9 protein-coding genes are annotated in these 15145 nt (G+C 68.2%); all 9 read left to right on the top strand.

The features are described 5' to 3' along the window. The first annotated feature begins 276 nt into the window (after positions 1 to 276). The 9 genes from WMF29_RS08660 (at position 277) to WMF29_RS08620 (ending at position 15124) form a co-directional block, all read left to right on the top strand. Positions 277 to 1869 carry a protein kinase domain-containing protein gene (locus WMF29_RS08660; RefSeq protein WP_437328392.1) on the top strand — a complete coding sequence of 531 codons (1593 nt, stop codon included), beginning with the start codon at positions 277 to 279 and terminating at the stop codon, positions 1867 to 1869. Positions 1870 to 2140: 271 nt separating this feature from the next. Further along, complete coding sequence (locus WMF29_RS08655; protein WP_437328391.1) at positions 2141 to 3175, top strand: PEGA domain-containing protein; 1035 nt, start codon at positions 2141 to 2143, stop codon at positions 3173 to 3175. A gap of 305 nt (positions 3176 to 3480) precedes the next feature. After that, positions 3481 to 4902 (top strand): hypothetical protein, encoded by a 1422-nt coding sequence (locus WMF29_RS08650; protein ID WP_437328390.1) that lies wholly within the window; start codon positions 3481 to 3483, stop codon positions 4900 to 4902. Between the two features lie 155 nt (positions 4903 to 5057). Further along, on the top strand, positions 5058 to 6077 hold the full coding sequence (locus WMF29_RS08645) for a tetratricopeptide repeat protein (protein WP_437328389.1): 1020 nt from the start codon (positions 5058 to 5060) through the stop codon (positions 6075 to 6077). 336 nt (positions 6078 to 6413) lie between these two features. Then, the gene (locus tag WMF29_RS08640) at positions 6414 to 7805 is read left to right on the top strand and encodes a hypothetical protein (protein WP_437328388.1); all 1392 of its coding nucleotides are present in this window, start codon (positions 6414 to 6416) and stop codon (positions 7803 to 7805) included. 169 nt (positions 7806 to 7974) lie between these two features. Next, a complete protein-coding gene (locus tag WMF29_RS08635; RefSeq protein WP_437328387.1) occupies positions 7975 to 8391 on the top strand; it encodes a hypothetical protein in 417 nt (138 codons plus the stop codon). Positions 8392 to 8708: 317 nt separating this feature from the next. Beyond that, entirely contained in the window at positions 8709 to 10610 is a 1902-nt protein-coding gene (locus WMF29_RS08630; RefSeq protein ID WP_437328386.1) for a DUF2169 domain-containing protein, read from the top strand. Positions 10611 to 10628: 18 nt separating this feature from the next. Continuing rightward, on the top strand, positions 10629 to 14543 hold the full coding sequence (locus WMF29_RS08625; protein WP_437328385.1) for a DUF6531 domain-containing protein: 3915 nt from the start codon (positions 10629 to 10631) through the stop codon (positions 14541 to 14543). Beyond that, positions 14540 to 15124: a hypothetical protein gene (locus WMF29_RS08620; RefSeq protein ID WP_437328384.1), complete on the top strand. Its 585-nt coding sequence runs from the start codon at positions 14540 to 14542 to the stop codon at positions 15122 to 15124. Before WMF29_RS08625 ends, WMF29_RS08620 begins: the two co-directional genes overlap by 4 nt. Positions 15125 to 15145 lie beyond the last annotated feature (21 nt).

Raw genomic sequence — 15145 nt, 5'->3', positions numbered from 1 at the left:
CGTCGCTCGGCGCGGCCCGCTTCCCGAGGTATCACCGCTCCACCGAGAGGAGCGCAGACACGCCGTCAGCACCCCTGACCTCAACATCAGCCGCGCGCCGGAGCTTCCGTCCGCCATGCCCGCATCGGGAGAATCCCGGTCGCCACCGCATCGCCGCCTGCCCCGCGCCTCCCTCCGCCAGCCGCCGCCCCCCGATCCACCCCCCGCTCGCCTTCATCCTCTTCCTCCCCCACGCCCGGATCCGCTAGCATCTTCCCTCCTCCCGAACTCCCGCCCATGCACCTTGGCGCCGGCTCCGTCCTCATCGGCAAGTACCGCCTCGAGCGCCCGCTCTCTCGCGGCGGCATGGGCTCGGTCTGGGTCGCGCACCACCTCCAGCTCGGCACGCCGGTCGCCGTCAAGTTCATGGACCCGGCCTACGCCAACTCGCCCGCGTTCCGCACCCGCTTCGAGCGCGAGGCGCGCGCGGCCGCCCAGCTCAGGACCCCGCACGTCGTGAAGGTGCAGGACTTCGGCATTCACGAAGGCGTCCCCTACCTCGTCATGGAGCTCCTCCAGGGCGAGGACCTCAACGCGCGCCTCCTGCGGCGCGGCCGCTTCCCGCTGCTGGAGGCGCACCGCATCCTCGCCCAGACCGGCAAGGCCCTGCGCAGTGCGCACGACGCCGGCCTCGTCCATCGCGACCTCAAGCCCGCCAACCTCTTCCTCGCGCGCGTCGACGGCGAGGACGAGGACATGGTGAAGCTCCTCGACTTCGGCATCGCCAAGGAGACCACCTCGAAGCTCGTCGCGGACGCCTCCACGACCGGCGAGGTCATGGGCTCGCCCCACTACATGAGCCCGGAGCAGCTCCGCGCCGAGCGCGACGTCGACGCGCGCAGCGACCTCTGGGCGCTCGGGGTCATCCTGTTCCGCATGGTCACGGGATACCTCCCCTTCCCCGGCGACGTGCTCGCGCAGGTCATGACCAGGATCCTCGTCGACCCGATCCCCTCCGCGACCCAGCTCGCCCCCGGCCTGCCCCCGGCCATCGACGCCTTCTTCCACCGGGCGCTGGCGCGCGATCGGGCCCACCGGTTCCAGACCGTCCGCGAGCTGGTCGACGAGTTCGCGCGCATCGCGGGCGCGCCACGTTTCGCGTCCTCCGTGTCCGACGCGCACGGACCGTTCCACCCGTCCCTCACCGGCTTCGTTCCGGGCACGGGGACGCCCCTGCCTGGGATGCCCCCGGGGCCGGGTGGCACGACGCCCGCCGGGCCGCTCGCGCCGTCACCGGCACCGCTGACGGCGGCTGTCTCGGCGGGCACGCTGACTGGCACGATCGATCCCGCCAAGCCGTCCGGTGGACGGCGCTCGGTCGCGTGGACGACATGGATCCTCGCCGCGGGAGCAGCGGCCGCCATCAGTGGGATCGGCGTGACCCTGGGAGCGCGCTTTGGCCAGCAAGGTGAGCCTCCCTCCTCCGCAGGTGCCCCGGCGACCGTGGAGCTCGCGGCCTCCGGCCTGGCGCAGGCTACCGGCGAAACGCCGTCCGACAACCCCGCGATGCGTCCCGCGCTGCCGTCGACCGCTGCGCCTCTCGTCGAGCCATCCGCGCCGGTGATGGACGCTGGCCCGGACCCCACAGCAAAGCCCTCCGCGCAGCCCTCCACGCCACCCAGCGCGCCAGCTGCCGAGCCCCACGCGCCAGCCCCCGACGGCGCCGGCGCCCCGGCTGCCCGTCCTACAAGCACGCCGACGGCCGAGCCCAGCCCGCCTCCAGCAGAGACCGGCAAGCAACCTCGGAGCCGCCCGACGGCCGACAACCCTGCCCCTCAGCGACCACCGCCGCAGCCCTCGAAGGAAGCGAAGCCAAGGTGGGGGATCTGAGGACGAGCTCACGGACGGAAGCAGCTGCCGCCGATGCTCCGGGCGCGTGCCTGTCCATGCATGAAGCCGCGCGTCAACGCTCCCTGCGACGCAGGAACGGCCGCGGGACGCTGCGAAGCTGCTGCACCATCGCGTCCTGTATGAAACAGGAGCATCAAATGCTTCCGTGAGCGCGCAGAAGGGGTACGGTTCGAGCTCCAGGGTAGGCAAGGTGCTGCTGTACCCTTCCCTTGCTCCCGACGCAGCTCCCTGAAGCAACGCTGGACTTACCATGACGAGGAACCGCCCGCTGCCGTGGACCATGAGCGTAGTCATCGCCTTGCTGGCGCCCGCCGCCGAGGCGCAGCCGGCGCCCCCTCGGGCCGAGGCGCAGGAGAGCGACGCGCTGACGGACAGGGCGCGCCAGCTCTTCGCGGACGGGGTGAAAGCGGCCAACGCGGGGAAGTGGGCCGATGCGCACGCGGCGTTCCTCGCGGCCTGGGGCCTCAAGCCGCACTACCAGATCGCCTCGAACCTGGGCGTGGCCTGCCTCCGGGTGGGCAAGCCCCGCGACGCGGCCGAGTACCTCACGCGCTACCTCCGCGAGGCCCCCGCGACGAAGGTCCAGGAGCGGCAGCGCGCGGAGGCGTCGCTGCAGGAGGCGCGAGCGCAGGTCGCGGCCGTCACCGTGGAGGTCGCGCCGGGCGGCGCCGAGGTGACGGTCGACGGGGCGATCGTCGGGCGAGCGCCGCTCGCGGACCCCGTGTTCCTCGATCCGGGACGGCATGAGGTCGGAGCGAAGCTCGACGGGTATGTGTCGCAGGCGCAGCCGGTCGAGGCGACGGCGGGTGGGACGGATGCGGTGGTCCTCGAGCTGCAGCGCCCCCCGGCGCCCGACGTGACGCGCTCCGGCGCGGAACAGAGCGGCTTGCCGGCTCCCGAGGTGCCGCGGGGCGGCGGGAGGACGGCGGTGCTCGTCACGGGTGGGGTCGCGACCGGCGTTGGCGCCGCGGCGGGCGTGCTCTTCACGGTGCTGGCCAACAACCGGGCCGGAGAGGCCGAGTCGCTGAAGACCAAGCTCTCCCAGCGGCCGAGCGAGTGCTCGCTCACGTCCCCGTCCCGATCGCAGGATTGCGTTCGACAGGGCGAGGTGTTCGACGAGAAGGTGCTCTACAGCAACGTGGCGTTCTGGAGCTTCGCGGGGGCCGGGACGGTCGGCCTCGGGACGCTGCTCTATGCCCTCGTGAGCGGCCCCGAGGCGCGCGTGCAGGTGACTGCCAGGGTGGGAATCAACGACGTGGGGCTCTCCGTGGGCGGGGTGTTCTGACGGCGGGGATCTGAACTCAAGACGATGGAGAATGGCTGATGCCTCGGACTGCCCATACCGCCGCGCTGCTCGTCCTCGGAACGACGGTTGCCGGCCTCGATCTGGCTGGCTGCTTCCCATACTCGAACCACGACGATTGCAAGCACAAGCCCATGTTCTGCGACGAGAGCGGGGGTGACGCAGGGGGAGCGGGAAGCGTCGGCGCCGGCGGGACCGGGGGCGCCGTGGGGAGTGGGGGCGCCGGCGGGAGCGGGGGCGCCGGCGGGAGCGGAGGTGCTGGGGGAGGGCCGCCACCCCTGGTGTGCGTGCCCAGCGACCCGGGCTGGACCGCCGACGCGCGCTGCGGCGTGTTCGTGTCGGCCACGGCGAGCGACGGCGGGAACGGGACGCCCGAGGAACCGGCGAAGACGCTCGCCGAGGCCATCGCGCTCGCCGCGCAGATCGAGGACGAGAGCGCGCGACGCGTATATGCATGCGCCGAAGAGTTCGAAGAAACGCTCACAGTGACTTCGAACGTGATCGTCTTTGGCGCTCTCGATTGCACCGCGAACTGGCAGTGGGGGGATCAACGGAAGACCACGCTAAGGGCGACGCCCGGAGCCGTGCCGCTGACGATGCGCGTCGTCGACGGCACGGTACATCTGGAGGATCTCCATATCATCGCTCCGCCGACCGCCGAGGAGGGCGCAGGGACCTCCGCCATCGCAGCGATCGCCGATCACTCCAAGGTCGACCTGATCCGGTGTGTGCTCGAGGCAGGGGATGCTGCCCCCGGGGCCTCGGGGGCCGCACCTCCCCCTCCGCGCGACCAGGCCCCTGGCGGCATCGACGGCAATCCCGCTTGCTCGAAGATTGGGGTGGAAGCAGCACCGGCGGAGACGAATGATTGCGGCACAACCATGGATACCACCGACGACTCGCGCGGCGGCCTGGGCGGCAATGGTCTGAATGACCGCGGGACCTCCGGCGGCATAGGTTATCCAGACGAGAAGAACAACGACAACGCCGGGGGATACGATAGTTCAAACGCGAGGTGCAGCGCAGGCAGGAGGGGTAGCGACGGTGACCTTGGCATAGCTGGCGCAGGGGCGCGCGGAGTCGGCCAGCTCTCCAGCACCGGCTACGCCGGCGCACCCGGCGGTGATGGCCAACGCGGGAAGACCGCCCAGGGCGGCGGGGGTGGCGGAGGCTCCCGCGGGAGTACCGAATGCCCTGGAACCAACGATGGCGGCGCCAGCGGCGGCAATGGCGGCGCAGGCGGCTGCGGTGGTGCAGGCGGCAAGGGCGGCGCTCCAGGGGGGTCGAGCATTGCCCTGGTGAGCCTCAACGCAAAACTCACGTTCCATGAGGTCCGCCTGATCGCCGGCGATGGCGGTCGAGGCGGCAACGGCAACACCGGCCAGACCGGCGGGTTGGGTGGGAACGGCGGGGAGGGCGGGGAGGGCATGGTTTTTGGCCCCAGCAATTCCGTTCGTGATGGATGCATGGGCGGGCGTGGGGGCAACGGCGGCAACGGCGGCAACGGCGGCGGCGGTCTGGGCGGCCATTCCCTCGGCATCGCCTTCCTGGGCACGTCGGACACCATCCCGTCGCTCGACGGCGCCACAATTGATTTCGGCGCGGCCGGCGCCGGCGGCGAAGGCAGCGACGTAGCGCACGACGGCGACGCGGGGCTAGCGCTCCCGCTGCTAGATTTCGGGGCTTCACCGCGTGCGCCAGGGCCGTGATGTCCCGCCGGCATCTCCGCCACGGTCTGCCCATCGCCTGCGCAGAGGTCCGACGGCGCTCTTTAACACGCTGAAATTCAACTCGACCGCTCACGGCTCCCATGCACCTCTCGGCCACGAGATCCCGCCGACGACTCCCCCTGGGTCTGCTCCTCGTGCTCGCGCTCCCGGCCATGCCGGCCACCGCGATGTCCCAGCCGGCCCCGCCGACCGCGCAGACCAAGGCGGCGGCCCGAGCCCTCGCCGACAAGGCCTGGGAGCTCTTCAAGGCCGGCCGCTACGAGGAGGCGCTCGCAGCCTTCCGCGACGCGGACGCGCAGGTCCACGCGCCGCCGTTCCTGCTCTTCGCCGCGCGCTCCTGCGAGCGGCTCGGCCGCCTGCTCGAGGCGCGCTCGCTCTACCAGCGCGTCGTGGACGAGCCGCTCGCCGACAGCGCTCCACAGGAGTTCCAGCAGGCCCAGGCGGACGCCCGGGTCGAGCTCGCCGCGGTCGCGTCACGCATTCCGACCCTCGAGATCGCGGTCACGGGCGCGGCGCCGAGCGCAGTGGAGCTGACGCTGGACGGCGAGCGGGTCGTTCAGACCGTGCCGGTGGAACGCGACCCCGGCGAGCACACGGTCGTCGCGACCATGTCTGGGCAGGCTCCGGTGACGAGGACGATCCAGTTGAGCGAAGGCGTGAAAGAGCGCCTCTCCATCGTTTTGGCGCCTGCCCCCGCACCGGGGACGGGATCGGCGCCCCCCTCGGACAATGCGATCCACGCCGCCAGGAGCGACGTGAACATATCCGCGCTCATTGGCGGCGGGGTCGCGACTGGCGCTGGAGCGCTTGCGGGCGTCGTGTTCACGCTCGTCGCCAACAGCAAAGCGAGCGACGCGAGGCGGCAGAAGAGCGTGATCGACGCCATGGAGGGCGGACCCGTCACCGTCAACTGCGCGAATCCCGCTGGCAGCGAACAGACGCAGCAGTGCAGCAAGCTGCGCTCGCTGGTCGACGACCAGTATCTTTTCAGCAACCTGGCGCTCTGGAGCTTCATCGGTGCAGGCGCGAGCGCGGTGGGGACGCTCGGCTACACCTGGCTCGCTGCAGCGCCGAGCAAGCCTGAGCAGCAGGTGCATCTCTTTCCGCTCGTGATGCCCGGCGGCGGCGGACTCGTGGCCGGCGGCGTGTTCTGAGCCGAGGAACCCATGAACCGACGGACACAGAGGGCGATACGGCTTGGCGCGCGCGGAGCCTCGACGCTGGCCCTGGCCTCGATGGCAGCAGCGCTCCCGGCGGCGAGCTGCCTCGGACCCGACTGCAGCGAGCTGCATCAATGCGGTGGCGGGCGCGGGGTGGGTGGAGAGGCAGACGGCGCAGGAACCGGCGGTGCGGCAGGTTCCGGCGGCGCGGGGGTCGTCGGCGCAGCAGGAAGCGGAGGTGCTGCAGGGACCGGGGGTGCCGGGGGCGGTCCGACGCTCGTAGGGTGCGTTCCCAGCGACCAGGGCTGGATCGCCGACGCGCGCTGCGGCGTGTTCGTGTCGGCCACGGCGAGCGACGGCGGGAACGGGACGCCCGAGGCACCGGTGAAGACGCTCGCCGAGGCCATCGCGCTCGCCGCGCAGATCGAAAACGAGAGCGCGCGGCGCGTGTACGCGTGCGCCGAGGAGTTCGAGGAAACGCTCACGTTGACTTCGAGCGTGACCGTCTTTGGCGCGCTCGATTGCACCGCGAACTGGCGGTGGGGGGATCAACCGAAGACCACGCTGAGCGCGACGCCCGGATCCGTCCCGCTGACGATGCGCGTCGTCGGTGGGGCGGTGCACCTGGAGGATCTCCATATCATCGCTCCGCCGATCGCCGAGGAGGACGCAGGGACCTCCGCCATCGCAGCGATCGCCGATCACTCCAAGGTCGACCTGGTCCGGTGTGTGCTCGAGGCAGGGGATGCGGCGCCCGGGACCTCGGGGGCCGCACCTCCCTCTCCGCGCGACCAGGCGCCCGACGGCATCGCCGGCAATCCCGCTTGCTCGGCAGCTGCGGTGGCAACAGTACCGCCGGAGACGAATGATTGCGGCACCCCCCTGGATACCACCGACGACTCGCGCGGCGGTCGGGGAGGAAATGGTTTCGATAACCGCGGGACCTCCGGTGAACTAGGCTATCCAGACGAGAAAAACAACGACAACGCCGGGGGATACAATAGTTCAACCACGACGTGCAGCGCGGGCAAGAAGGGTAGCGACGGCGACCTTGGCATCGCTGGCGCAGGGGCACACGGCATCGGCCAGCTCTCCAGCACCGGCTACGCCGGTGAACCCGGCGGTGATGGCCAACGCGGGAAGACGGCCCAGGGCGGCGGGGGCGGCGGAGGCTCCCGCGGGAGTACCGAATGCTCGAGGATCGCTGGTAACGGCGGCAACGGCGGCGCCAGCGGCGGCAACGGCGGTGCAGGCGGCTGCGGCGGTGCAGGCGGCAAGGGTGGCGCTCCAGGGGGGTCGAGCATCGCTCTGGTGAGCCTCGACTCAAAACTCACGTTCCAGGACGTCCGCCTGATCGCCGGCGATGGCGGTAGGGGCGGCCACGGCAACACCGGCCAGATCGGCGGGCTGGGTGGGAACGGCGGGTGGGGTGGAGAGGGCCAGAATTTTGGTCCCGACAATTTCGTTCGTGATGCCTGTGCGGGCGGGCGGGGAGGCAGCGGCGGCAGCGGCGGCAAGGGCGGCGGCGGTCTGGGCGGCCATTCCCTCGGAATCGCCTTCCTGGGCACGCCGGACACCATCCCATCGCTCGACGGCACCACAATCGAGTTCGGCGCGGCCGGCGCCGGCGGCGAAGGCAGCGACTTCGCGCACGACGGCGACGCGGGGCTAGCGCTCCCGCTCCTGGATTTCGGGGCTTCACCGCCTGCTCCGGGGCCGTGATGCCCCCGCGGCATCTCCGCCTCGGTCTGCTCCGACAGACGTTCGACGGCCCTCGCAGGAACATCTCACATCGTTCGACCGAAACCCGACCTCGTTCCAGAGATACGCCATAGATAGCTTCCGCCCGCTATCCCGCCTCAATTCCTGGCTGCGGGACCGCGATGGTTGGATGCCTCGCACCGGTCGTTCGAAGCCTCCGACCGATTTCCGAGGCCTTCCACCGGTTTTCGAACGTTCGCACCGGTCGTCCGAAGCCTTCGACGGCTTCTTCGAAGCCTACGACCCCTTTCTCGAAGCCTTCGACCGCTTCTCCGAAGCCTACGACCCGTTTCTCGAAGTCTTCGACCGCTTCTCGACCGGTTCGCACCGGGCGTTCCCCGCCCCCTCGGCGTCCCGCCGCAGCAGCACGACGGCGGCGGAGCCGCCCGAGAGATCCGCCACCCCGAACGCTCCACAGGCGCTGCACGCAAAAATCGTTCCCTACCGTCCGAGCCCGAGTCGTCTGGTGAACCAGCTTCCATTCACCGTCGCACGCGGTGTATCGTTCGAGGTCACGAGGGGAAACGAGGGTGGTTCCGACCGATGACGCGGAAACAAGTCGAAGGGCGTCGCTCCTCGCGGGGTTCCGCGCTGAATGATCGCCCGAGGATGCCGCCACGAAAGTCGAGGCCACGGTCGCGCCCTCCATTCCATCGAACCGAGGCCCTTCCTCGGCAGCGGCTCTGCTGTCTCGAGCGCGCTGGCCGGATCTCGCACTTGAACAACAACTTCGGATCCGCAGCCGCCGCTCCTCGCTCGTAGACCGTCCGACAATCCCGCCCCCACGCAATGACTCCTATGCGACAAGGCTCTATTGAAGCCCTACCGGTCACCTCGCATTGCCCCTTACAGGTGGCCTCCTTCGTGTGGCAGACAGTCGACGGACGCCGTTCGCTGACCTTCATCTGCAAAGCGACTTACGAGCTGTCCCCGGGGCTGTCGCCCCTCGCGCAAGATCAGGACGAGATCTGCGCCGAGGATGTCCCCTGGGAAGGCGACGAGCGGAACAGCCTGCGAGCTCCCAGCGATCTGGTCCCCTTCAAGCGTCGCGCGGACGTCCTGGTCACCGGGCATGTCTATGCACCGCACGGACAACCTGTCCGCTCGCTGATCGCGCGCCTCTCCGCAGGCACGGTGAACAAGGCCATCGCCGTCTACGGTGAGCGCAGCGTGCTGCCGAGCGGGGAGCTCTCCCAGCCCGCCGAGTTCACACGGTTACCGCTCTGCTGGGAGCGCGCCGCGGGTGGCCGCGGCACGAGCAACCCTGCGGGCATCGCGCCCGCTCCGTTCGGGCCCGCCGGCGGTCCGGGATGGGCGCCCAACTTCCAGCAGCCCGGGATCTACGTCGCGAGCGCGCACGTTCCCATCCCTCCCTCGGGGATGGGCCCCATCGCTCCTGGGTGGCCTGACCGATCGGAGCGGCTCGGTCGCTCCGCGGCCCTGTGGGATCATCGCAACTGGCACGCTCACCCGCTGCCGGACGACATCGACGCGGCCTACTTCAACAGCGCGCCGCCCGACCAGCAGCTGGACAGGCTCGCGCCGGACGAGCGCATCGCGCTGGAGAACCTCCACCCCGAGCACCCGCGCCTCGTCACGCGGCTCGACGGGGTCGTCCCGCGCGTCGTCCTCCGGCGGCCGCAGCAACCCGAACGATGGCTGGATCTCCGCTGCGATACGCTGTGGATCGACACGGACCGCGGGGTCTGCTGCGCCACGTGGCGCGTCTCGGTCCCGTACGAGGTCGCTCGGGGAGCGGAGATCCACGTCACCGCCGACGGCGGCCGCCTCGGCCCTTCCGCCGCGGAGAGCACGGTCTTTCTCGGCAAGAGAGACCTCACTGCAGCCCCGGATCGCGACGAGCGCGCTTTCCCTGGCGGCGTGCCGGAAGCCGCGGTCGAGACGACCGCGATCGGCAGTGCCGCCTCGATGGGGGCGTCGCCCCTCCCCTTCGCGCCTGCCGCTCCTGGGGCGCTGGCGGGGATCGCCTCATCGGTCGAACATCGCGAACACCGTGCGGCCGAAGCTGACCCAACAGGCACCGTGCTGGCGCCGCTCTTCGTCAGAACCGGGGAGTTGCCTTTCGGGTGGACCGGCGGTCAGGGAGCGACATCGCCGGCGTGGACGGCCGCGGCGCCTGAACCGGCCATGGAGGGTCCGATCGATACGGCGCCCAAGCAAGAACCTGCGTCCGAGAGCGACGCACCGACGGAACGCCCACCTCCGCCGGCGATGCTGGCGGCGATCGCGCTCGCCGACGAGCAGGCGCCAGCGCCGGGCGACGTCGCAGAGCCGGCCGGGGTCGACGCCGAGCCGGAGGTGTTCGCGATCGAGCGATGGGCCGAGATCTCGGCCGAGATCGACAAGGCGCATCGCTCTCGGGCCGAGGTGCTCGGAGCCCACCAGCTGACAGAGCGCGACTTCATCGCCGTCGAGCGGCATTGGAAGGCCGCCCTCGAGGCCGAGGCGGCGAGCGCCGGCTTCTCGCTGCGGTTCAAGCACGACGGCGCGTATGTGGGCGCGCTGGAGCGCCTCCGGGAGCGACCGCTCTCGGTGCCGGAGTACGCGCGGATCCTTGCTGCCGGCGGCCGACGTCAGGTGGTCGAGACGCTCCACGATCTCGAGATGCCCGAGGCGGCTCACCTGCCCATCGTCCGGCAATGGACCGCGAGGCTGGCGCGCGATCCGAAGCTGTCGATCGAGATGATCCAGGCCGTCGCAGCGCTCCGTGAAGGAGCGGCGAGCCTGGCAACAACCACGTCCTGAGCAGCTGCGGAAGGTACCATGTCCCAGGCCGCCAAGTTCTTCGATCCCGTCCTCGGCATTGACATCCACCTCGTCATCGTGCCGCCCTCGCCGGCTCCGGTGCCGCTGCCTCACCCGTTCATCGGGATCGTGTTCGACCCGATCGGGCTGTTGATCTCGGCCGGAATGACCGCCGTCTTCGGCGGCGGCGGGCCCGTCTTCGTGAACAGCGTCCGGATCGGGAACACCGGCACGGACTGCATCGCAATCCCGCACTTTCCGATGCCGCCAGGAGTCTCGTTCCACCCGACGGATGTTCCCGACAACGAGGGGACCCTCGTCACGGGCGCGAAGACCGTCACCTTCGAGGGCTCGTCCCAGGGGCGGATGGGCTCGATGGTCGCGAGCTGCAACTTCCCTCTCAACTTGCCGACATCCCTGTGCCTCGCCATCCCGCTGGGTGCCCCCGTGGACGTCGGGGGCCCCGAGGCCGTGGACTGGTTCGCGGCGGTGACGCGCGGGATCCGCACCAAGTGGTTCTCCGGCGCGCTCCATAAGGCACTGAACGCCGCCCCGAACTCCAGGTTGAGCAAGCTCATCTGCTTCCTTACCGGCCACCCTGTCGACGTCATGACAGGCGAGGTACTGACGGATGCCGTGGATTTCGAGCTGCCTGGTCCGCTGCCGCTGAGGTTCGAGCGCAACTACTACAGCCGTGATCGGTATTGCGGCTCGCTCGGCCAGGGCTGGCACCATCCCCTCGACGCGCACGTGACCGAGGACGGCATCGAGGTCCGGGTGCGCCTCGCGGACGGCCGCGAGCGCGCCCACGACCGCCTGCTGCCCGGACAATCGCGGTGGGACGACCTGGATCGGTACACCCTCACCCGCCATGACGACGGCTATCGCCTGACCACGTGGGATGGGATCGCGCATGACTTCCGTGCCGTGCCCGGCGGCGCTCCTCTCGGGGCGGCTGGCGATCGCACCTTCCTGCTCGTGCGCATATCGGACCGCTGCGACAACGCGATCCAGCTCTACTACGAGCGGGGCCTCCTGCGGCAGATCATGGACAGCGCCGGCCGCAGGATCGAGGTCGAGCACACCCGGGATGGACGCCTGTCGCGGATCTCCTGCGACGGCGTACCGCTCGTGCGTTACGCGTACGATGGGTCCTGCTTGGTCGGCGCGACCGACGCGCTTGGCCACTCGTTGCGGTACAGCTACCGGGGCGGCGTGCTCGTCCGTGAGACCAACAAGAACGGGCTCTCCTTTTACTTCGAGTACGACTGGGAACATCCCGAGGGTTGGTGCCTACGCACCTGGGGCGACGGTGGCATCTACGATCGGCGCATCACCTACGACAAGGCGCGCCACACGACGATCGTGGACGATGGGCGCGGCGGCCGCACGCACTATTTCGGCAACGCCGCGGGCCTTGTGGAGCGCGAGCTCGACCCGACAGGCGTCGAGAGGCGCTACGAATGGGACCACCATTGCCGCAAGGTGGCGGAGGTCGACGGTCTGGGCCATCGAACCGAGTGGGTGTACGACGAGCACGGCAACACGATCGTGGAGAGGAACGCGCTTGGACAGGAGACGAAGCGGTCATTCAATGCGTTCGGCCTTCCAGAGGCGATCGTCGACGCGGCTGGGAGCCGCTGGACCATCGGCTACGACGACCGGGGAAAGCCCATCAAGCTCACCGACCCTCTGGGCCATACGTGCCGCTACCACCACGACCATCGTGGCCAGCTGAGGAAGAGCGAGAACGCTCTCGGAGAGGTGTTCGAGCTCTTGTACGATGATCGAGGCGATCTGCTGGAGACCAAGGATCGCGAGGGCGGACGCGCCCGCCATGCGTGGGACGGATTCGGCCGACTCATGGCGTACACCGATCCTCTCGGCAGGAGAACCGCGCTGTCGTGGGATGCGTGCGGTCGGCTGGTCGAGGTCCGCTTCCCGGACGGTGGCGTCGAACGGCGAGCGTACGATCCGGAGGGCAATCTCATCGAGCGGACCGACACGCTCGGCAACACCACCCGCTACCGGTACGCCGGATTCAACAAGCTGGTCGAGCAGATCGATCCCGAGGGGCACTCGGTCCGCTACCATTACGACGTGGAGGAGAACCTCGTCGGCCTCACCAACGAGCTCGGTGAGACGTACCGCATCGACGTCGATCTGGCCGGTCGCGTGGTACGCGAGGTGGGCTTCGACGGCCGGACGCTGGTGTTCCGGTACGACCGCGCGGGCCGATGCGTCGAGATGATGAATGGCCAGCAGAAGACCACCAGGCTGGAGCGTGACGCGCTGGGCCGCATCACCCACCAGCTCCTGCCAGGCCGGCCTACGCCGGAGCGCCCGCTGCCGCCGCTCGAGGAGGTGCTGTTCGTCTATGATGCGCGCGGCGACCTCGTGCGGGCGAGGAACAGCGACGCCGATGTGCTTTTCGAGCGCGACGCGCTCGGTCGCGTCGTCCTGGAGCGAGTCGGCGACATGGCTATCGAGAGCCGGTACGACGCGGCGGGGAGGCGCGTGCTGCGACGCACGAGCGCCGGTCATGTCACGGGCTACGATTTCGACCGCAACGGGCTCTTCCGCGGGCTCGCGATCTTGCCTGATGAGGCGTGGTTGGATTTCGATCCGGTGGCCTTGCATGCTGGCGTCCGGCCCGAGCGTGCGCCTTGGTCGATGCGCCTTACCCGAGACGCAACCGGCGTCGAGACCGCGCGAAGGTTCCCAGGGAGTGTCGTGGCACGGTGGGAGTACGATCGCTCAGGCCGACCTGCGATGCAGAGAGTCGCGCACGGGGACACGCCGGTCTTTTATCGCGAGTACACGTGGCGCTCCGACGAGCAGATCGCCGCCATTGCGGACCAGCAGAGAGGCGTCACTCGGTACGAATACGACCGACGCTCGTATCTGGTCGCAGCCCACCGACCTGATCGAACGACCCAGTACCGGACGCCGGATCCGGCGGGCAATCTCTACCGGACGCCGGATTACTCTGATCGCGTCTACGGCCGCGGCGGCGTGCTCAGAAAAGCTGACGGCGTACACTACGTCCATGATGCCGACGGAAACATGACGGAGAGGATCATGCCGGATGGACACATATGGAAGTACCAGTGGGACGGCGCTGGCCAGCTTCGTGAGGTCGCCCGGTCCGGTAAGGAGTTCGTGTCCTTCGCATACGACGCGCTCGGACGGCGGGTGCGTAAGGTATCTGGCGGGCAGACGACCACGTACGTGTGGGACGGGAGCGACATTGTCCATGAGGTGCGAGCAGGCTCGGGTGTGATTGCGTGGGAGTTTGAACCGGAGACGTTCGCGCCCGTCGCAAAAATTGAGCACGGCATCCGCTACAGTATCGTCACGGATCACCTCGGCACGCCCCTCGCGATGCTCAATGAGACAGGCGATATTACATGGAGCGCACAACTTGACATACACGGAGCAACACAATTCGACGTAATGCGCACGACGTGCCCATGGAGGTGGCCAGGGCAGTACGAAGACGAAGAGACGGGACTTTACTACAATCGACACCGATACTACGATAACAAAACAGGAAGATTTCTCAGCCAAGATCCGATTCGACGAATATGGAACCTAGCACCATACGCATACGTACACTGTCCCAACACATCGATCGATCCGCTTGGATTGATTGAAATAGACAGAATCGGAAATGTAAAAATTCACGCATATCCGGGGCCCCTCGCAGGCGGCAACGAGCACGCACCGCTGCATATCCATTTATACGAAGGCAACTACGAGACCCGTGTCCTCATGGAGGACTGGATAGATTCGGGCCGCCTAAAAGGAAATTTTGGCCAAGTTTATCCAGGCGACGGCGCTCTCACAAAGAACATGAAAAGGGCACTACGCGGCCGGCTGAAGAAGCTCGCCGAGATTGCAGAAAAAGTTTTCACGACAGGATGCAAATGAAGCATGCCAATAAACGATTACTTTTCACCATCGATACTGACACCGAACCAAGAGAAGCTGAGAAGGCACACATCCAGCAAAGAAAGCATGGTCGACCCGTCCTGCAAATAAGCAAGCAGCTCACAAGCGAGCAGATCATAAATATCGTAGAAAAGCACCGCGGATACAAGCACTGGATAGACCTTCTCCATCTCATCGCAGTACAAGAATCTGCCCGTGGCGCCGTCCACGATCACATCATCCATTCAACCGATGACGCCAGCGTTCTGGACACTATAGCCACATCTGGCATCGCAACACCCGAAACACTAATAACCCTACAGAAATCCAATTCAGACTCCGCGCGAAAGCATGCATACTTCGCACTCCTGCGCCTATCTCTGGATCAAGCAGACACCGCAGAATTCCAGCGCGTGATAGCTGCGCACTCCGGACCTAGCCTTGACGATGCATCGGTAAGAGCCTTCGTAGCCGCGCACCGAAGGGTTCCGGCATCTATCCTTAAAAAACTGACGCTCGATAGCGTGAACTTTGTCCAACAGACCGCCCTCACGCGACTAGAAAAAAAGAATCCACAATAATCCTTTACATACCTGTAACAC

Source organism: Sorangium sp. So ce381 (genome assembly GCF_051473845.1).
GTDB classification, from domain to species: Bacteria; Myxococcota_A; Polyangia; order Polyangiales; family Polyangiaceae; genus Sorangium; species Sorangium atrum.
Note: the sequence above shows the minus strand (reverse complement) of the source record. Positions and strands in the feature narration are given on the sequence as shown.